Below are 20,109 nucleotides of genomic sequence, written 5' to 3' on the forward strand. Positions count from 1 at the left end.
TAATTAAAATGTCAAAGAGAGACTATTATGAGATTTTAGAGGTCTCTCGCAGCGCATCAGATAGTGAATTAAAAAAAGCCTTCAAGAAAAAGGCTATGAAGTTTCATCCTGATCGCAATCCTGATAATCCAGAAGCTGCATCTAAATTCAAAGAGGCTGCGGAGGCTTACGATGTTCTATCAGATCCTCAAAAGAAATCTGCATATGATCAATTTGGTCATTCTGGAGTTGAGGGTATGGCAGGTGGCGGTCCCAATTTCAATGATATAAATATTAACGATATATTTGGAGATATATTTGGAGATGTCTTTGGTACAAGATCGTCATCTAGAAGATCTAGACGAGGCTCAGATCTTCAATACAATATTGAGTTGTCTCTTAAAGAGGCTGTACTTGGAACGCAGAAGAAAATAAAGATTCCTTCACAAAGAGAATGTCCTGATTGTAACGGAACTGGTGCTGCAAAAGGATCAAGTCCTGTTACATGCATGAATTGTAATGGAACAGGCCAAGTAAGAATGCAACAAGGTTTTTTTTCTGTCCAGCAAACATGTTCAGTATGTTCTGGTACAGGTCAAGTCATTAAAGATAAATGTAGAACCTGTGGTGGAGTAGGAGCAATTAAAGAAAATAAGACGCTTTCTGTTAATATCCCTGCTGGTGTTGACACAGGTGACAAGGTTAGACTTTCAGGTGAAGGTGAATGGGCAAAAGGTGGTCAATCTGGAGATCTATATGTAGCTATTCGTGTAGAGAATCATCCAATCTTTGAAAGAGATGGAAGAAATTTGTTCATAGAGGTTCCAATCTCCTTTGACATATCTGTTGAAGGCGGATCTGTCACAATACCTACTTTAGAAAATTCTGTTTCATTAAAAATACCCTCTCAAACCCAAACTGGTAAAATTTTTAAAATTAGAGGTAAAGGCGCTGCTATGGTTAGAGATAGCAGAAAGGGTGATTTGCTTTGTAGAATTGTTGTCGAAACGCCATCAAACCTTGATGCAAAGCAAAAAAAATTATTAAAAGATTTTAAAGACTCGCTTAATGTTAACAAAAATTATCCTGGTACAGATGCCTTCAGCAAAGCTATTAAAAAAATTAATGATCAATGATAAATATTTATATTAATGGCTTGTCTGGAAAAATGGGCACTTCTTTAAAAGGAATAGTAGATAAAAATAAAGATTTTAAACTTGTGCCACAATTCAACATTAATAATTTTATAGATGTTGTTATTGATTTTTCGAGACCTGAATCATCTATAGGCGTGTTAAAAGAATGCTCAAAAAATAAAATTCCATTTATTACAGGTACTACTGGTTTCACAGAAAATGATCAAGAAATGATAAAAAAATTCTCAAAAAATATACCCGTCCTTATTTCATCAAATTTTAGTTTAGGAATTTTTCAATTAAAAAAATCAATTATTAATTTTCTTAAAAAAAATAAAACAAAAATAACATGCCGCATTGATGATATTCATCATAAACAAAAAGTTGATTCACCCTCAGGCACAGCAATGGACTTAAAAAAAATAGTTGAAAAATTTGACAAAAATAATATTGTTGATTCAATTTGTATTAATTCACAGAGAATAGGCAATCATTTTGGTATTCACGCAGTTACATTTTTTAATGAAAACGAATCTATTAAATTTTCACATGAAGCATTATCAAGAGAAATTTTTTCACAAACAGCATTAGATGTTTCAAAAGAGTTAATAAATAAAGATTCAGGACTCTATATTTTAGAAGATTTCATATTTTTAAAATAACTTTAAATATTTCTAATTTTTCTATAGAATACACAAACTTTTAACACGAAAGCCCTATTTATTAAAGCAGGGGTGCTCTATAGAGTTTGCTTTAAATGGGCTGGAGAATTAACCCTACGGAGAAATAAATTGAGTATAGTTTCAGTCAAAGACCTGCTGCATGCAGGAGTTCATTTTGGTCATCAACAACGTTTTTGGAATCCAAAGATGTCGCAATATATTTTTGATACTAGAAAAAAAATTAGCATCATCAATTTAGATTTAACTCAGGAATGTTTGAGCGCAGCCGCATCAAAAGTTGAAGATATTTGTTCTAAAGGTAATAAAGTTTTATTTGTTGGAACAAAAAGATCTGCAAGTAAGATAATTAAAGAGGAAGCTTCTAGCCTTGGGCTTCCATATGTTGATAAACGTTGGCTCGGAGGCACTCTTACAAACTGGAAGACTATCAGAGGATCAATTAGAAGGCTTCAAGACATAGAAGAAATGATTTCTTCTGGTAGGATAGAAAAACTTATAAAAAAAGAGGCTGTTGAGATCCAAAAAGAATACACAAAACTTCAAGCTAGTGTTGGTGGGATTAAAGATATGAAAGGTTTGCCTGATGCTTTATTTGTGGTGGATGTAAAATATGAAAAAATTGCCGTTCTAGAAGCAAAAAAAATGGGCATACCTGTAATAGCATTAGTTGACACAAATTCTGATCCAGATGGTATAGATACTATTATACCTGGTAATGATGATGCTATAAGATCAGTAAAAATAATTACAAAAATTATTTCAGACGCATGTTCAAGAGGACTAGAATCATATAAAGGTTTTGCTCCAAAAGATTCTGATAGCCCTCAAATTAAGACGGTAAAAAAAGAAAAAGAAGCAGAAAAAAATACAGTTGAAACTGATGCAAAACTTGAGACTATTGGAATTAGTAATGCTGATAAAAAAGAAGATGAAGATCTATCAGACGTAAACGGTTCCTATAATGACGATGATACAGAAAAAAAAGATGGAAATTAAAGCATCACAAGTTAAAGAGCTTAGAGAAAAATCTGGTGTTGCAATGATGGATTGCAAAAAAGCACTTCTTGAATCTGATGGTGACATTGAAAAAGCTTTAGATTTACTTAGATCAAATAGTGCATTAAAGGCTGAAAAAAAAGCAACAAGAACGGCTGCAGATGGAATAATAACGACCCATCTCGATCATGATTATGCATCCTTAATTGAAATTAATTCTGAAACTGATTTTGCAGCTAAAGACTCTAAATTTTTAGCTTTTGTAGATGAAGTTAACTTACTAATTTCTAAACAAAAATATAATGATATCGGTGCTATTAACAATTCTGGAATAGAGTATAAAAGAAATGAATTAGTTCAATCTATTGGAGAGAATATCCAGCTTAGACGAATAATTACTGTAGAATTTTCAGCTAAAGAAAACTGCGGTATATATTTGCATTCTGACTCAAAGCTAGCATCTGTTGTTGTTTTATCCGGTGGGGATAAAGACTTGGCTAAATCAATAGCAATGCATGTTGCAGCTTTTAATCCTTTATGTCTATCTGAAGATGATATTGATAAAGACTTACTTAAAAGAGAAAAAAATATTTTTGAAACACAAGCAAAAGAGTCTGGTAAGCCTAGAGAAATAATGGAAAAAATAGTTGAAGGAAAAATTAAGAGATTCCTTTCAGAAGTATCCTTACTTTCTCAAGATTTTGTTAAGGATCCAGAAATAAGTGTAGGAAAATTATTAGAAAAAAATAATGCAACTGCCACAAAATTTTTTAGGTTAAAAGTTGGTGAGGGTGTTGAAATTGAATCTAAAACATTTGCTGAAGAGGTTGCAGAGCAATTAAAGTAATATGGTCTCTACTGAATATAAAAGAATACTTGTAAAATTTAGTGGAGAATCTGTTGCTGGTGATGATGATCATGGCATTGATCCAAAAATTTTGGATAATATGGCTTCCTCTATAAGAGATTGTAAAAATCTTGATGTTGAGATTGGTATCGTTATTGGAGGTGGTAATCTTTTCAGAGGCGAAAAGCTTAACAAAGCCGGTATGGATAGAGTTGCTGGTGATCATATGGGAATGTTAGCTACTGTGATGAACGGAATTGCATTAAGAGACTCTTTAGAAAGAGCAGGGCTCAAAACTAGAGTTATGTCTGCTATACCAATGGAAGGTCTAGTAGAACATTATGACAGAAGGCTAGCTATACAATTATTAAATGACGGATATGTTGTTATTTTTACTGCAGGAACTGGAAATCCTTTTTTTACAACTGACACTGCAGGCTGCTTAAGAGCAATTGAAACTCAATCTGATTTAATGTTAAAAGCAACTCGAGTTGATGGTGTATTTGATTCCGATCCTGAGATAAATAAAGATGCTATATTCTTTAAAAATCTTAGCTTTGATGAGGCTATTGTTAAAAATTTAAAAGTTATGGATTCAACAGCTTTAACTTTAGCAAGAGATCACAAGCTTCCAATAAAAGTTTTTAATACTAATGAACCAGACTCACTAAGAAAAATAATATGTGGAGAAGATATTGGTACATTAATATCATGAATCATGAATGAAATAATAAATACAACATCTGAAAGAATGCAAAAGTCGATAAGCTCTCTTAAATTTGCTTTCAATAAAATTAGAACAGGTAGAGCTAGCCCATCTCTGCTAGATGATATTAAAATTGATTATTATGGTAACCCAACACCATTAAATCAAACATCTAATATTAGCGTTGAGGATAATAGATCTTTAGTAATTTCACCATGGGACAAAACACTAATTCCAGTAATAGAAAAAGCTATTATTATTTCTGATCTAGGCTTAAATCCAAGTACAGCATCTGACTTAATTAGAATATCTTTGCCTGCCCTTACCGAAGAGACCAGACAAACTTATATCAAACAAGCAAGATCAGAAGCTGAAAACACAAGAGTGTCAATAAGAAATATTCGTCGCGACGCAAATAATCTCTTAAAAGATAAAAATTCAAATGGCGAAATTTCTGAAGATGAATTAAGAAGGGGCGAGGACTTAATTCAAAAAGAAACAGACCTATATATATCTCAAGTAGATTTTGAACTTAAAAATAAAGAAGCTGATTTGCTTGAAATATAAGCCAAAATGGCTGTCAACGCAAAAAAAAATCCATTAAATACTAGAAGAATTAATGTTGCCATTATTATGGATGGTAATGGAAGATGGGCACTTAAAAATGGTTTTAATATTAGCAAAGGTCATAAAAAAGGTGTTGAAGTAGTAAGAAAAATTGTTGAAGAATCTATTAAACAAAATGTTGCATCTTTAACACTATATGCATTTAGTTCAGAAAATTGGTCAAGACCAAAAAAAGAGATAAATGCTATTAAAAGTTTAGTTATCAGTGCGATAGATGGGCAGACACCGGAATTAATTGAACAAAAAGTAAGATTAAATTTTTTTGGTCATTTGGAAGATTTTGGTGAAAAAATTATAAATAAAATCAAAAGCGCTGAAGCAGAAACTTCGTTCAAAAAGGCTAAATTAGATTTAAATGTTGCTTTGGGTTATGGAGGCCAACAAGATATTTTAGATATCGTTAAAGATATATCAGCCAAAGTTTTACTTAAAGAAATTAAATTAAAGGATATTAATAATGATACTATTTCAAGTGCATCTTCGGTGCCAGTCAACAATATAGATTTATTAATCAGAACGGGTGGAGACAAGAGAATTAGTAATTTTCTTTTGTTGCAAATAGCTTATGCTGAAATGGCTTTTATAGAAAAATATTGGCCTGATTTTACAGCTGAAGACTTTAGAGAATGTTTAGATAATTTTAAAAAAGTGAGCAGACGGTTTGGAAAAAGAATATAAAAACAATTTAATTTTGAGACTATTTACATCTGTTGTAATGATCTTTTTTGTATTGTTGATAACTTTGTCTGCAAATTTGTTGATATTTGGTTTATCAATTACTTTAATTTGTGGATTTTCAATATATGAGTGGAAAAAAAATAATTTTGGTAAGCATTTTCTTGGGTTATTTATAATTAGCAATTTTGGTTTTTGGTCAATTTTTTTTGTTTCTTATTCTGGTATTACATCTCCAATTGCGGATGCTAAAAATGACTATTTTTTTTATTATATTTACTTGCTAATTATTATGAATACTTCAATTTTTGATACAGCAGCCTTTCTCATTGGATCAAATTATGGAAAAACTTTTATAACAAAAAAAATAAGTCCAAAAAAAACATTAGAAGGTTTGATTGGCGGGCTATTTGGAAACTTGATAATAGGCGTAACTTTATTCATGATATTTAATACTAATTTATGGGTAATCTTTATTTGTGTTATTGGCGGACTATTTGCATTTTTAGGCGACCTCTTAATTAGTTATTTGAAGAGACAAAATGGAATAAAAGATGCTGGAGATGTTCTACCTGGTCATGGCGGCATTCTTGATAGGCTTGATTCACATCTACTATCTACACCAATAACTATTATGTTGATTTTAGTATTAACAAATATTTCGACCGTATAAATTATGAAAAATATTCTTTTGCTAGGTGCAACAGGAAGTATAGGAACCAGCGTTTTAAGCGTCATTAAACAGAATAAAGAAAAATTAAATCTTTATGGAATTGCCCAAGAATCAAATATAGACAAAGCGCTTGCGATTTCAAAAGACTTCTCACCAAAGTATATATACTTCAATGAGAAACATAATTTACCTGATTGTGAATTCTTAGATAAGAAAACAAAATTACTATTTGAAAAAGAGGAACTTGAGACATTAATTAATGACCCAAACATTGATTATATAGTTTCAGCTATTTCTGGTTTTGCTGGTCTTGAAAGCACACTCATGGCAGCTAAAACCGGCAAAAAGATATTGCTTGCCAACAAAGAAAGTATTGTAGTTGCTGGTGAATTAATTATTCCAATAGCTGAACATTATCAATCAAAAATTATTCCAATTGATAGCGAACACAATGCTATCTTTCAATGTTTAGATGATGATAAAAATATTGATGATGTTTCGAAAATAATCATAACAGCATCTGGAGGACCATTTGTTTATAAAGATCTAAAAGATCTTGTAAATGTTACTAAGAGTGAGGCTTTAAAACACCCTAATTGGAATATGGGGTCTAAAATTTCTATTGATTCAGCAACACTCGTAAATAAATGCTTAGAGCTTATTGAGGCAAGATATTTATTTAATTTAAATGAAAAATATTTTCAATTAGTAATTCATCCCGAAAGCATAATCCATTCGATTGTTACTTACAAAGACGGTTCGAGTATTTCACAAATGAGCAATCCAGATATGAAAGTTCCAATTGCAAATGCCTTTTCTGATAATAAAAGACTTCACATTAATTTTGAGGAGATAAATTTTTCTGATCTCAATCTATCATTCAAGAATTTTCCTGAAGACAGAAAATTTCTAGAAGATATGGCAAGAGAAATATGTAACTTAGGAGGATTATCTGGAACAACATTTAATGCATCAAATGAGATTGCAGTTGAAAGTTTTCTTAAGGATCAAATAAAGTTTTATCAAATTTATGATGTTATATGTAGAACTTTTGAAAGTGTTTCCATGTCAAATGATATAAGTATTGAAAGCATATATGAAATGGATAAACTAACACGCATCGAAGCAAAGAAGGTGGTAAAATCAATTTCTTAATTAATTAAATCATGACAGCAGTAATATACATATTATCCTTTTTAGTCCTTCTGGGTGTTTTAGTGACTATTCATGAGTTTGGCCACTTCATAGTTGCAAGAATGTGTAATGTCTATGTTCAAAGCTTTTCTATTGGGATGGGGCCTGTAATTTATAAAAAATTAGATAAGCAGGGAACCGAATTTAGAATTTCAGCATTCCTACTAGGTGGATATGTCTCAATGATTACTAACAAATTAATTGAAGTAGAGCCTGAAATCAAAGAAAAACTTACTGAAGAGCAAATTAAAAACACTTTTGATTCTAAGCCTAAATGGCAAAGAGCATGCATAATGTTTGCAGGCCCTTTAGCTAACTTTATTCTTTCTATTTTTATTTTTTCTTTAATATTTCTTGGTACGCCTGATCCTCAAACTGTTGCAGTTATAAAAGATTCAAGTTCTCAAATTCAATTCCAAGAAAACAGTGGTCAATACATATCTCAGGGAGACGAAATAATTTCAGTAAATTCTAAAAAGATATCTGATCCAAAAGATCTAAATCTTGAATTGTTAACGTATGCAGGTTTTACTGGATTTATAAATCTTTCTTTAAAAAGAAATGACATTCAAAACCCTGTTGAAGTTAATATCTATGTTGAGGATTTCTTACCTTCAGCAATAGAACAGGCAAATCCATTAGATAATCTCGGTTTGGAAGTAGAATATAGATCAAAACCAATTATTGGAAATATTATCAAAGATGGACCGGCTGATATTGCAGGATTAATGAAAGATGACGAAATTTTATTTATCGATGATAATGAAATTTCTTATGCTGAAGACATTAGATCTTCTATTTCCAAAATTCCAGATAGTTTTGTTAGCATTACCTTGCTCCGAGAAAATCAAAAAATGGTTATTCCTTTGCAAACAGGACTTGTAGAGGCAAATGATGGCACAAAAATTGGCATTCTTGGGATTTCTTTTGGTACTCAGAGAACTTTGATAAGTGCGATTTCAAAAGGTATATATGAAACATATAACTTAAGTATTAAAACTCTTCAGTTTATCGGAAAAATGTTAACTGGAAATATGGGTGCCGAAAACTTAAGTGGTCCTATCGGCATAGCACAAATGGCTGGAAATACTGCACAGGCAGGATTTATACCATTTATGTATTTAATGGCGCTCTTAAGTATAAGTTTGGGTGTTTTAAATTTATTGCCAATACCTGTTTTAGATGGTGGACAACTAACAATGCTTGGAATAGAGGCCATAAGAGGTAAACCTTTGCCTGAAAAAGCAGAAAGCATTATTTATACTACTGGTGGCTTTCTAGTAGTACTTTTAATGATATTTGCAATTTTTAACGATGTTGCAAGATTTCTATAGGCACCAACTTGAAACATCTTAGAATTTATATTATTTCTTTATTAATTTCATTTAACCTTTTTTCATTTGATGAATTTTTTGTAAGTGATATCAGAATTATTGGGCTTCAAAGAGTATCAACTGGTAGTATTTTTAATGTAATACCAATAAGTGTAGGCGATAAAATAGATTTGAGAAAATCATCAGATATAGTTAAATCTCTCTTTTCAACAGAACAGTTTAATGATATTCAGATTGGAAAAGATGGAAATACATTAATTATTATTGTCTCTGAAAGACCATCTATTACCTCAATTGAAATTTCTGGGAATCAAGCCTTAAAAACTGAGCAGCTTCTTGAAAGCCTTGATGGAGTTGGTATTAAAGAAGGAGAAGTCTACAAAAGGTCAACTTTAGAAAGAGTAAAATCAGAGTTAGTAAGATCATATTCTTCAAATGGAAGATATGGAGCTAGCGTTGAAATAGAAGAAATACCTCAACCAAGAAATAGACTCGAAATTAGTATTGAAGTTGATGAAGGTAAAAGTGCAAAGATTGAGAAAATTGATATTATTGGAAATGAACTCTTTTCTACTGAAGATCTATTGAAAGGTTTTGAATTATCTGAGGGTTCTTTCTTTTCTTTTCTATCTAATAATAATCAATATTCTAGAGAAAAACTTAAAGGTGACATAGAAACTCTTGAATCATTTTACTTAGATAGAGGGTATCTAAAGTTTTCAATTGAATCTTCTCAAATCAGTCTCTCAAGAGATAAAAAATCTATTTACATTATTTTTGGTGTTTCTGAGGGTACACAATATAAAATAGACGATGTTAAAGTAATTGGTGATATACCATTTGAAAAAGAGATTTATGAAAATATTATAAATTCTCAAAAAGGACAGATTTATTCCCAAGCACAAATAACAGCAATTGAAGAATTTTTAATTAATACGCTCGGAAATCAAGGATATGCATTTGCTGAAGTAACAGGTTCACCAAATATTGATGATGAAACCCAAAATGTAGAACTAATATTTTCAATTGAACCAGGAAAAAAAACTTATACAAGAAAGATATTGTTTGCGGGTAATTACATAACTCAGGATTATGTATTAAGAAGAGAAATGAGGCAATTTGAAGGGGCCTGGACCTCGGATAATCTTATTGAATCTGGAAAAATAAGGCTAGAAAGACTTGGCTATTTTAAAGAAGTAAATGTAGAAACTATCCCCGTTCCAGGCACAGATGATCAGATAGATGTAACTTACACAGTTGAAGAAGAGTCCACAGGTTCTGTTGGTGGAAATATTGGATATAGTGATTTTGGTTTGCAATTAGGCTTTAATCTATCTGAAAATAATTGGCTTGGAACAGGCAATACAGTGGGTATTGGAATTACAAAGACTATATATAGTGAAATGTATAATCTTTCTTTCTTAGATCCATATGCAACAAAAGATGGCGTTAGTCTTGGATATAACATTTATTTTCGAGAAACGGATTATGGTGAGTTCAATATAGCTAATTATTTAACAAATTCTATGGGAGTTGGGGCGCAATTTGGATATCCCATCTCAGATATAGAAAGATTGGGTTTAAATATAACGTTAGATAAAACTGATATAGATATTGGTTCTATGCCTGCAAGAGAGATTTGGGATTTTGTTAATGCTGAAGGAAATGTTTACGAATCTATCAGTGCACAAGTTTCTTGGCAGAGAGTAACCCTTAACAGAGGAACTTTTCCAACAGACGGTTCTTTAACATCATTTAGTATTTCATCCACTCTTCCCTTTAGTGATTTAAATTATTACAGAGCAAATATTATTCAAAAGTTCTATCAACCATTAAATTTTGGAAATTTAGTTTTTGGATTTAATGGTGAAATTGGTTATTTGGACAGTTATGGAGATACAAAAGAAACTCCTTTCTTCCAAAATTTTTATGCTGGCGGACCAAGATCCCTTAGGGGTTTCGAATCTAATACATTGGGACCAAGAAGTACAGATGCTCCATGTTATGAATTTAATTACTCTGAAGGTACATGCCCTAATTTAATAGATACCGATGGCGATTCAATTTTAGATACACCTTATTATAATCCTTATGCAAACACATACAGTAGATATAGAGACGCACCAATAGGAGGAAATATTAAAGTAGAAGGAAGCTTACAATTAATTTTTAGACTCCCATTTATCGAAGATCAGCGCTCAATGAGGTCTGCTTTTTTCTTTGATTTCGGCAATGTTTTTTCAGATAATTGTAAAGAGTACCAAATAAATTGCTCCAAACCATCGCTAGAAGAATTACGATATTCATATGGTGTTGGAATTACATGGATCACAGGATTTGGTCCCATGAGTTTTGCAATTGCTCAACCTGAAAACGCAGGACCTCGAGAGAGAACTGAAGAATTTCAATTTACCGTAGGCAATGTATTCTAATTAATATAAAATAAACAAATCTTATTAAGGGGTATATATGAAAAATTTTAATAAAATTACAGTATTAGCTATATTTTTATTTTCATTTCCTGTCTTTGCAATTGATGGCGTAGCAGTAATTGATATGCGTACAGCTATTCTTTCAACACAAGTTGCTCAAGAAGCATTTAAAGCTATGGCTGAAGATGAGGACTATGCAACAAATCTTGAACAAGCTAAATCTCTTGAAGCTAGCAGACAATCTACTGCAGAAAAACTTCAGAAAGAAGCGGAAACTTTATCTCAAGACGAAATTATTGACTTGCAAAAAGAATTTCAAGAACAAGGCAAAGATTTAGAATTTATTGCTGGCAAACTCCAACAAGCTCAACAAGATACTGTTAATAAGGTTTTAGCAGAGAATGCTCAAACAATGCAAAAGATTGTAGGTGAGTTAATACAAGCAAAACAAATTCAGGTACTGCTTGCTCAGTCTGAGTCAATAATATTTAGTGATCCAGCGTTAAACATTACTGACGATGTGACTTCAATGCTAGATATTGCTTTATCTGATACAAGTACTCAATCTGAGTAGTGTCAGAAACAAAAAGTTTCACACTTAAAGAATTAGCGAAGTTAACTGATTCTATTGTTATTGGTGACGAAACTATAGTCATTGACAACATATCAGCATTAGACAAATCAAATAAAACTTCAATATCTTTTTTAGCAAATAAAAAGTACGAAAAATATCTTAATTCGACAAAAGCTGCAGCCATTGTTGTTCACAAAGATACCGAATTAAAATCTGGTTTAACGTTTCTACTATCTAGCGATCCATATTTAGTTTTTGCAAAACTAAGCTCAATTTTCAAAACAAATTCTGATGACCAAAAAAAAATAGCCATAAGTTCAAATGCTTTTATTTCAGATTCTGCTGAAATTTCGAAAAATGTATGTATTGGACCAAATTCATACATTGGACCTAATTGTAAATTAGATGAAGGAGTAGTAATTAAAGCAAATGTAAGTATCGCAAAAGATACGTCTATAGGAAAAAACTCTATTATTCACCATGGTGCAATTATTGGTTCCGATGGATTTGGTTATGCAATGAGCGGAGGTGAATATTACAAAATTGAACAAAATGGATTTCTTATTATTGGAAATAATGTAGAAATAGGTGCGGGGTGTACTATTGATAGAGGTGCTTTAGGAGATACTGAATTACATGATGGTGTTAAATTAGATAATCAAGTGCATGTAGCTCATAATGTAATTATTGGAAAAAATTCAGCAATAGCTGCATGTTGTGCAATAGCAGGATCAACAGTAATTGGAAAAAACTTTAAAATGGGTGGTTTGTCAGGTATTTTAGGCCATTTATCTATCTGCGAAAATGTAACTGTAGGTGCTCATACACTGATCACAAAAGATATTCTTAAACCTGGTGAATATATTGGTATTATGCCTGCTCAAGATAGAAAAGATTGGGCAAAGTCCTCAATTTTTATTAAGAAAAGAAATGAAAATGAATGAAAATTATTCTGAAATAACTAAACACCTACCTCATAGAAAACCATTCTTATTTATCGATGAAATTGTATCAATTGAACTTGGAAAAAATATCCATGCAATAAAAAAGCTTTCAGAAAATGATAAGTTTTTTGCTGGGCATTTTCCCAATAATCCAATTATGCCTGGAGTAATAATTCTTGAAGCGTTAGCACAAGCCTCTGGAATATTAGGTTTTAAAACAATGAACAAAACACCGGAAGAAGGATCAATATATGTTTTTGCTGGAGTAGATAATGCACGTTTTAAAAAAAGAGCAATACCAGGAGATACCCTTCATCTGTTTAGTGAAGTTTTAGGAAGTAAGAGAGGTATATGGAAGTTTGAAACGAAAGCTGAAATTAATGGAGATTTAGCATGTACTGCTACTATCCTATGTGCAGATAGGCCAGCATGATGAATATACACCCCACGGCAATTATTAGTGAAAAAGCAAAAATTGCTACATCAGCAACAATTGGACCATATTGCATTATTGGTGCTGACGTAGAAATTGGGAATGATTGTTCATTTTTAAGCCATGTAGTAGTGAAAGGCCCAACTATTATTGAAGAGGGCAATATCTTTTATCAATTTTCTACAATTGGTGAAGATACCCCAGATAAAAAATATAAAGGCGAAAAAACAAAACTATTAATAGGTAAAAAAAATATTTTTAGAGAGGGTGTAACTATACATAGAGGCACTATTCAAGATAAAAATGAAACAATAATAGGTAATGAAAATTTATTTATGGCCTACACTCATGTAGCTCATGACTGTATTGTTGGCGATAAAAATGTTTTTGCAAATAATGCTGGTATCGCAGGTCACGTTGTTGTTGGAAATAATATTACTATTGGAGCCCTCACTACTATTCATCAATTTTGTAAAATAGGAGATTTTAGTTTTGTAGGAATGAATACCTCCATCACTATGGATGTACCTGCCTTTGTAAAAGTTGCTGCTGATCCCGCAAGAGTTGTTGGTTTAAATTCAGTTGGAATGACTAGAGGTGGAATTGATCAAAAAACAATTGCTTTGATTAAAAAAGCATATAAGGTTTTATACAGGCGCAACTTAAAAATTCAGGAAGCCTTATCAAAGCTTGAAATTATTTACAAAGAGACATCAAATGAAAATCTGAATGTTTTTATTAAATCCATTTCATTATCTGAAAGAGGCATTTTAAGATAAGTGTCCGATGAAAATAAAATAAAAATAGGTATCGTTGCTGGTGAACATTCAGGTGATGCTCTTGGTGCTGAATTAATAAAAGCACTAAAAAAAAATGCTAAATTAGAAGTATGTGGTGTTGGAGGACCAAAATTAGAATCTTTAGGACTCCAATCAATTTTCGATTTCTCAATACTTCATATGATAGGTCTTGTAGACCCAATTCTTAATTATAGAAAGCTTATCAAGGCAAGAAAGAAGATAATAGATACCTTTATAAATAAAAAAATTGATTTCTTTATTGGAATCGATTCCCCTGATTTTAATATTGGCATTCACAAAACTTTAAAAAAAAATAACATTGCTAAAAATATTCAAGTGGTAAGTCCCTCTGTATGGGGGTGGAGACAGGGAAGAATAAAAAAAATTAAAAAGTATATAGACTATACGGCATGTTTATTTAACTTTGAGCATGAATTTTATAAAGAACAAAAATTAAGAAGCATTCATCTTGGACATCCATTAGGTAATGCATTAATTGAAACAAAAGATCAGATATGCAGTAAGCTATCAATGGATTCAAATCTAAATTATATCTCTGTATTACCTGGCAGTAGATATTCAGAACTGAAATATATGCTTCCAGTTTTCATTGAATTTATAAAAATGCATTCAATCAAAAACAATGGTTATGAATACTTGATTCCTGCCTCTGACGAAAAAAATGAGGCTACTATAAAAAAAATATTATCTAATGAAAATATTCATGAAGGAATCAAAATTATAGTAAAGTCTGGATTATCAAGAGAGTTTTTTTTAGTTTCTGATTTTTCAATAGTAGCTTCTGGAACAGCCTCTCTTGAAGCAGCAGTATTTGGTGCAAATCCAATAATTTGCTATAAAACAAATTTTTTAAATTATTCAATAATTTCAAAGATGTTAAAAGTTGATCATATAGGATTACCTAATTTATTATTCAATAAGAGGTTATTCCCAGAATTATTGCAAAAGAACTGCAGTGCAAAAAAAATATTATCAGCTGTAAACTCTTTAAGTGTGAGAGACGATTCACTACAAATGTCTTTAATTCGATTATTAAAAGGTAAAGGCTTTGATAAAACCTCTAGAGAAATATTATCATTGTAGGAACAAAAATTGCTGGAGTTGATGAAGTTGGTCGTGGTTGCTTAGCTGGACCGGTGGTTGCAGCTGCAGTGATTTTAAAAAAAAATATTGATGGACTCAAAGACTCAAAAAAATTAAATCAAAACCAAAGAAAGAAATTTTCTAAGATAATTATTGAAAACTCGTATTTTGCATATGGTAGTGCATCAGAAAAAGAGATAGATCAAACAAATATTCTTAATGCAACATTATTAGCAATGAAAAGAGCTATACTTAATTTACCAATAAAACCTAGTAAAATTTTTGTTGATGGCATTCAAAAACCTGACGTAGAATATGAAATAGAGTCGGTGATTAAAGGAGACTCTATAATAAAACAAATTAGTGCTGCCTCAATAATTGCTAAAGTACGAAGAGATAATTTAATGCAAATGTTAGATAAAGAATATCCAGAATATCAATTTTCTAAAAATAAAGGATATGGAACAAAGTCACATTTTGAAGCTCTAAAGACCTATGGATATTGTCCTATTCATAGAAAAACATTCAAGGGAGTTTTGTAAGAAATGGCAGAAGCTTTTTCTCATTTGAGAGTCTCCTCAGAATATAGTATTTCACAGGGATTACTAACGATTGATCAAATAATACAAAATGCTATAAAACATTCAATTCCATCTGTTGCACTAACAGATAAATCAAATATGTTTGGTTTAGTAAAATTTTTTCAAAAGTGTGAATCAAATGGTATTAAACCAATTTCAGGATCTTCAATTAATGTTATTTTTGATTCAGATGATATGTCTCATGAATTGTTATGCTTAGCTAAAAGCAATGAGGGACATAAAAACTTAATGAAATTGATAAGCCACGCGCACAATAATTATTCATATAATAATCCTATTATTTCTTTTAGTGATTTAAAAAATTTTGCAAATGACATAATAGTTATATCTGGCGGAAAAGGAAGTCACATATTTGAACTAATAAAAAGAGAAAAAATTAGTGAGGCTGAAAACAAACTTGATAATTTTTTAGAAATCTTTAAAGATGATTTCATTTTAGAGGTTCAAAAAACTGACAGAGAAGATGAACAAGAATATTTTTCAAAAATATTGCCATTAGCATTCTCAAAAAGTATTCCTCTTGTAGCTACAAATGATGTTTTATTTTCAGAAGCTAATGACTTTGATATTCATGAAACAAAAGTATGTATAAATACTGGTAAAACATTAAACGACCCGAACAGAGAAAAAATTTTTTCAAGAGAACAATACTTTAAATCATCAAGTGATATGGTGGATATTTTCAAAGACTATAGCGAGTTAATTGGTAATACTAATGAAATTGCCAAAAAGTGTAATGTTTCATTGCATAGTTCAAGTTATTTTTTACCAGAGTATCCTGTACCGCAAGAACATAATTTTGATTCATTCTTAAGAGACTTAGCCCATAAAAAATTGAAGATACATATAAAAAAATATAATGAAAGTACAAAAAAAGATTATAAGAAAAGAATTGACTATGAGCTAGATCAGATTAAATCAATGGGTTTCTCAAGCTATTTCTTAATAGTTTATGATTTTATTCAATGGTCTAAAGACAATAATGTACCTGTTGGTCCAGGAAGAGGATCTGGAGCAGGCTCATTAGTGGCTTTTTCTTTGGGAATTACCAGTCTTGATCCTATTAAGCATGGATTACTATTTGAAAGGTTTTTGAATCCAGAAAGACTATCCATGCCAGATTTTGATATAGATTTTTGTATGGAAAAGAGAGATCTTGTAATAGATTATGTCAGTGAAAAATATGGAGCTGATGCAGTATCACAAATAGCTACATTTGGAACAATGAAAGCAAGAGCAGTTGTAAGAGATGTCGCTAGAGCAATGGGAAAGCCATATGCAGTCGGTGATAGGATCTCGAAAATGATTCCTTTTGACCCAACAATGACTCTCAACAGAGCAATAGAAGAACAACCAATATTTGCTCAAGCTATAAAAAATGATTCTGAAGTAAGAGAAGTAGTTGAGCTTTCTTATAAGCTTGAAGGAATATCCAGGAATGTCGGAAAACATGCAGGTGGCGTTGTTATTGCACCAGGAAGTATTTCTGACTTCTGCCCAATATACAATGATAGACAGTCCTCATCAGTCATGACTCAATATGATAAAGATGATGTTGAAAAAATTGGCCTTGTCAAATTTGATTTCTTAGGATTAAGAACCCTAACTGTTATCGATAGAGCATTAAAATCAATAAATCTATTAAGGCCTGAAGATAAAAAAATTGATTTAGATAACATATCTTTGGATGATCAAAAAGTTTTTGATTTATTGGCATCTGGAAAAACAATGGCGGTCTTTCAGCTTGAATCTTCAGGAATGCGAGACTTAATTAAGAAATTAAAGCCTTCAAAGTTTGAGGAAATCACGGCATTACTAGCTTTGTATAGACCGGGTCCATTAAATTCTGGCATGCATGATGAATTTGTTAACAGAAAACATGGAAAAAGTCCTGTAACCTACCCCCACAAGTTACTTGAGGGAGTCCTAGAAGAGACATATGGAGTCATAGTGTATCAAGAACAAGTAATGGAAGCTGCAAGAGTTTTAGCTGGTTTTTCTCTTGGCCAAGCAGATATATTAAGAAGGGCTATGGGAAAAAAGAAGAAAGAAGAAATGGAAGAGCAAAGAGAAATTTTTGTGAAAGGGTGTGAGAAAAATTCAATATTGCCTGCTAAGGCTGAAAAAATATTTGATCTTATTAATCAGTTTGCTGAATATGGTTTTAACAAGTCACATTCAGCTGCATACGCATTGATTTCATATCAAACCGCGTACCTTAAAACTCATTTTCCTGAACATTTTATGTCTGCTGCTTTGTCAACAGAACTTGGAAATACTGACAAAATATATGCATTAATTCAAGAATGTAAAAGAATGAAAATAAAAGTACTAAGTCCAAATGTCACCACAAGTAGAAAGAGATTTTATGTCAATAAAAATGCAGAAATAGAATATGGACTTGGAGCAATTAAGGGTGTTGCTGATTCTTTTATACAACACTTATGTAGCATTAGAAATCAAAAAGTTTTTAATGATTTGTGGGATTTTTCAAAAAAAGTGGATATAAAACTAGGCGGCAAAAAATCACTTGAAGCGCTATCTTATTCCGGTGCTTTTGACTGTATAGCACCATCAAGAACTATAGCTATAGCATCAGTTGAAGACATGCTAAAAGATGGCTCATCAACAACTGCTGCGATCGGAAATGCCTCTGGAGATTTATTTCAAGATCTAAATTCAAAGTTTGATCCCTATGAAAAATATAAAAATATTAATGAAATGAATCTCAGCGAAAAGCTTTTACTAGAAAAAAAATCTCTTGGCTATTATTTATCTGGCCATCCTGTAAGTGCTATTGAGACAAAAATTAAAAAAGTAAGATCAGCGTTAATTAAAGATATCACCAATGACACAAAAAAATTATCAACAGTTTCTTTAATAAACAACATTAGACAAATTAAAGACAGAAAAGGGAATCCGCTTACCTTTATTAATTTTGATGACGGTACTGGCATTATGGACGGTATTATTTCAAGCGATGTCCATGAAAAATGCCATTCTGTTTTAAAAGAAGGAAAAATAATCATCATAAAAGGACTTGTTGAAATTGATGACTATAGATCTAAGGAAGTTGGCAACGCAATGTACAGGATGAGGGTCAAAGATATTGAAGAACTAGATGATGCTCTTAATAAAAATATAAAAAAAATAGTAATAGAAATGAAAAACTCCAATGCACTCACATTAAATGAAATGTCTGAAAAAATTGAACAAATTGAAAAAGATTTTTGGATCGATGGAAACTGTAAGATAAATATAAAGGTCAATGCTAACAATTCAGAGGCTTTAATAGAATTGGGCCAGAGCTATTTATTTAGACCAACACTTGCAAATTTAAATTTTCTTGAAGACATATTTGGAAAAGAATCTATAGAAGTAGGAATTTGATGCTAAATATTCAAAGCATAATAGATAAAATAAATCTTAAAAAAAAAGTATATGTTGCCTATAGCGGTGGTTTAGACTCAAGTGCTTTGCTTTATTTAATGAATAATTTAAAAAAAGAATTTTTCTTTGAATTAGAGGCTATACATGTAAACCATAACCTTTCAAAACAAAGTTTAGATTGGGAAAACCATTGTATTAATTTTTGTAAAAGATTAGGTATACCATTAATTGTTAAAAATATTAAGGTAAAAAAAACTAAAGGGGGGTTTGAATCAAATGCCAGGAAGGCTAGATATATTGCTTTTAAAGATGTAGTAAAAAAAAATGAACAAATTCTTCTTGCTCATCATGCAAATGATGTTGCGGAAACATTTTTACTTAGATTGTTTAGAGGTACTGGAATAGAGGGCCTTGAAGGCCCTGTAAAAAAAAGAAAACTTGGCAAGGGTTATATAATTAGACCACTTTTAGATTTTTCAAAACAAGATTTAATGAAGTATATTTCAGAAAATAAAATTTCATATGTCGACGACCATTCTAATTTTGAGGTCACTCAAGACAGAAACTTCTTAAGAAATATTTTATTGCCTAAAATTGAAGAAAGGTGGCAGAATGTTTCAAATCGAATAAACAGAACAACAAACATAATTCAATCAAGAAATGAATCCTATTTAAATTTGCTTCATAAAAATTACTCAGATTTAATTGGAGCTAAGATTAAAATAAACGATTTAAAAGAATTGCCAAAACCAATTGCAGTTGATTTGATAAGAAATTCAATTAAAAATTTTAACATTGCAGCTCCAAGCAAAGGGGTTATGGATGAAATTTATAATGTTTTCATTTTATCTAATCCAACTGACAAATCTGAAGTTAATTGGTCAAGAGCAGACAATGATGAATTTGGTGGAAGAGTAATTTTTAGAGATCTGTCGATTGTTATAAAAAAAAATAAACTATAATCTATAACATAAAAATAT

At 31.2% G+C, this 20,109-nt stretch carries 19 protein-coding genes; all 19 read left to right on the forward strand.

Translation table 11 applies throughout. The annotated features are described in order from the left end of the window. Window positions 1–8 precede the first annotated feature (8 nt). The 19 genes from dnaJ to tilS all read left to right on the forward strand — a co-directional run bounded on the left by dnaJ (window position 9) and on the right by tilS (window position 20,091). Window positions 9–1,115, forward strand: a complete 1,107-nt coding sequence (dnaJ, locus tag M9C80_01190; GenBank protein ID URQ69799.1) for a molecular chaperone DnaJ — start codon at window positions 9–11, stop codon at window positions 1,113–1,115. Beyond that, the gene (locus M9C80_01195; GenBank protein URQ69800.1) at window positions 1,112–1,777 is read left to right on the forward strand and encodes a 4-hydroxy-tetrahydrodipicolinate reductase; all 666 of its coding nucleotides are present in this window, start codon (window positions 1,112–1,114) and stop codon (window positions 1,775–1,777) included. The genes dnaJ and M9C80_01195 overlap by 4 nt, the downstream gene beginning before the upstream one ends. 129 nt (window positions 1,778–1,906) lie before the next feature. After that, window positions 1,907–2,794, forward strand: a complete 888-nt coding sequence (gene rpsB, locus M9C80_01200) for a 30S ribosomal protein S2 (GenBank protein ID URQ69801.1) — start codon at window positions 1,907–1,909, stop codon at window positions 2,792–2,794. Then, window positions 2,766–3,641, forward strand: coding sequence for a translation elongation factor Ts (tsf, locus tag M9C80_01205; protein URQ69802.1), 876 nt, complete (start codon window positions 2,766–2,768; stop codon window positions 3,639–3,641). The genes rpsB and tsf overlap by 29 nt, the downstream gene beginning before the upstream one ends. A gap of 1 nt (window position 3,642) precedes the next feature. Then, window positions 3,643–4,356 (forward strand): UMP kinase, encoded by a 714-nt coding sequence (gene pyrH / locus M9C80_01210; GenBank protein URQ69803.1) that lies wholly within the window; start codon window positions 3,643–3,645, stop codon window positions 4,354–4,356. A gap of 3 nt (window positions 4,357–4,359) precedes the next feature. After that, window positions 4,360–4,914 carry a ribosome recycling factor gene (gene frr, locus M9C80_01215; GenBank protein ID URQ69804.1) on the forward strand — a complete coding sequence of 185 codons (555 nt, stop codon included), beginning with the start codon at window positions 4,360–4,362 and terminating at the stop codon, window positions 4,912–4,914. A 6-nt stretch (window positions 4,915–4,920) separates the two neighbouring features. Continuing rightward, the gene (uppS, locus tag M9C80_01220) at window positions 4,921–5,652 is read left to right on the forward strand and encodes a polyprenyl diphosphate synthase (GenBank protein ID URQ69805.1); all 732 of its coding nucleotides are present in this window, start codon (window positions 4,921–4,923) and stop codon (window positions 5,650–5,652) included. After that, window positions 5,636–6,322 carry a phosphatidate cytidylyltransferase gene (locus tag M9C80_01225; GenBank protein URQ69806.1) on the forward strand — a complete coding sequence of 229 codons (687 nt, stop codon included), beginning with the start codon at window positions 5,636–5,638 and terminating at the stop codon, window positions 6,320–6,322. The genes uppS and M9C80_01225 overlap by 17 nt, the downstream gene beginning before the upstream one ends. Before the next feature lie 3 nt (window positions 6,323–6,325). Continuing rightward, complete coding sequence (gene dxr, locus M9C80_01230) at window positions 6,326–7,477, forward strand: 1-deoxy-D-xylulose-5-phosphate reductoisomerase (protein ID URQ69807.1); 1,152 nt, start codon at window positions 6,326–6,328, stop codon at window positions 7,475–7,477. Window positions 7,478–7,488: 11 nt separating this feature from the next. Further along, the gene (gene rseP, locus M9C80_01235) at window positions 7,489–8,850 is read left to right on the forward strand and encodes an RIP metalloprotease RseP (protein ID URQ69808.1); all 1,362 of its coding nucleotides are present in this window, start codon (window positions 7,489–7,491) and stop codon (window positions 8,848–8,850) included. An 8-nt stretch (window positions 8,851–8,858) separates the two neighbouring features. Further along, a complete protein-coding gene (bamA, locus tag M9C80_01240) occupies window positions 8,859–11,282 on the forward strand; it encodes an outer membrane protein assembly factor BamA (GenBank protein ID URQ69809.1) in 2,424 nt (807 codons plus the stop codon). A 37-nt stretch (window positions 11,283–11,319) separates the two neighbouring features. After that, complete coding sequence (locus tag M9C80_01245) at window positions 11,320–11,856, forward strand: OmpH family outer membrane protein (protein URQ69810.1); 537 nt, start codon at window positions 11,320–11,322, stop codon at window positions 11,854–11,856. After that, window positions 11,856–12,800, forward strand: coding sequence for a UDP-3-O-(3-hydroxymyristoyl)glucosamine N-acyltransferase (gene lpxD, locus M9C80_01250; protein URQ69811.1), 945 nt, complete (start codon window positions 11,856–11,858; stop codon window positions 12,798–12,800). The genes M9C80_01245 and lpxD overlap by 1 nt, the downstream gene beginning before the upstream one ends. Further along, window positions 12,793–13,233: a 3-hydroxyacyl-ACP dehydratase FabZ gene (gene fabZ, locus M9C80_01255; GenBank protein URQ69812.1), complete on the forward strand. Its 441-nt coding sequence runs from the start codon at window positions 12,793–12,795 to the stop codon at window positions 13,231–13,233. The genes lpxD and fabZ overlap by 8 nt, the downstream gene beginning before the upstream one ends. Next, a complete protein-coding gene (lpxA, locus tag M9C80_01260) occupies window positions 13,233–14,012 on the forward strand; it encodes an acyl-ACP--UDP-N-acetylglucosamine O-acyltransferase (GenBank protein URQ70185.1) in 780 nt (259 codons plus the stop codon). Before fabZ ends, lpxA begins: the two co-directional genes overlap by 1 nt. Next, complete coding sequence (gene lpxB, locus M9C80_01265; protein URQ69813.1) at window positions 14,013–15,137, forward strand: lipid-A-disaccharide synthase; 1,125 nt, start codon at window positions 14,013–14,015, stop codon at window positions 15,135–15,137. Next, window positions 15,125–15,679 carry a ribonuclease HII gene (locus M9C80_01270; GenBank protein URQ70186.1) on the forward strand — a complete coding sequence of 185 codons (555 nt, stop codon included), beginning with the start codon at window positions 15,125–15,127 and terminating at the stop codon, window positions 15,677–15,679. The genes lpxB and M9C80_01270 overlap by 13 nt, the downstream gene beginning before the upstream one ends. Window positions 15,680–15,682: 3 nt before the next feature. Further along, window positions 15,683–19,129: a DNA polymerase III subunit alpha gene (gene dnaE / locus M9C80_01275; GenBank protein URQ69814.1), complete on the forward strand. Its 3,447-nt coding sequence runs from the start codon at window positions 15,683–15,685 to the stop codon at window positions 19,127–19,129. Next, a complete protein-coding gene (gene tilS, locus M9C80_01280) occupies window positions 19,129–20,091 on the forward strand; it encodes a tRNA lysidine(34) synthetase TilS (GenBank protein ID URQ69815.1) in 963 nt (320 codons plus the stop codon). The genes dnaE and tilS overlap by 1 nt, the downstream gene beginning before the upstream one ends. Window positions 20,092–20,109: the final 18 nt, after the last annotated feature.

It is taken from the genome of SAR86 cluster bacterium, assembly GCA_023703615.1.
Taxonomy (GTDB): Bacteria; Pseudomonadota; Gammaproteobacteria; order Magnimaribacterales; family D2472; genus MED-G85.

Coding starts and splice junctions, on each gene's coding strand:
- dnaJ (URQ69799.1), top strand. CDS start 9: ATGTCAAAGAGAGACTATTATGAGATTTTAGAGGTCTCTCGCAGCGCA.
- M9C80_01195 (URQ69800.1), top strand. CDS start 1,112: ATGATAAATATTTATATTAATGGCTTGTCTGGAAAAATGGGCACTTCT.
- tsf (URQ69802.1), top strand. CDS start 2,766: ATGATACAGAAAAAAAAGATGGAAATTAAAGCATCACAAGTTAAAGAG.
- pyrH (URQ69803.1), top strand. CDS start 3,643: ATGGTCTCTACTGAATATAAAAGAATACTTGTAAAATTTAGTGGAGAA.
- frr (URQ69804.1), top strand. CDS start 4,360: ATGAATGAAATAATAAATACAACATCTGAAAGAATGCAAAAGTCGATA.
- uppS (URQ69805.1), top strand. CDS start 4,921: ATGGCTGTCAACGCAAAAAAAAATCCATTAAATACTAGAAGAATTAAT.
- dxr (URQ69807.1), top strand. CDS start 6,326: ATGAAAAATATTCTTTTGCTAGGTGCAACAGGAAGTATAGGAACCAGC.
- rseP (URQ69808.1), top strand. CDS start 7,489: ATGACAGCAGTAATATACATATTATCCTTTTTAGTCCTTCTGGGTGTT.
- M9C80_01245 (URQ69810.1), top strand. CDS start 11,320: ATGAAAAATTTTAATAAAATTACAGTATTAGCTATATTTTTATTTTCA.
- fabZ (URQ69812.1), top strand. CDS start 12,793: ATGAATGAAAATTATTCTGAAATAACTAAACACCTACCTCATAGAAAA.
- lpxA (URQ70185.1), top strand. CDS start 13,233: ATGAATATACACCCCACGGCAATTATTAGTGAAAAAGCAAAAATTGCT.
- dnaE (URQ69814.1), top strand. CDS start 15,683: ATGGCAGAAGCTTTTTCTCATTTGAGAGTCTCCTCAGAATATAGTATT.
- tilS (URQ69815.1), top strand. CDS start 19,129: ATGCTAAATATTCAAAGCATAATAGATAAAATAAATCTTAAAAAAAAA.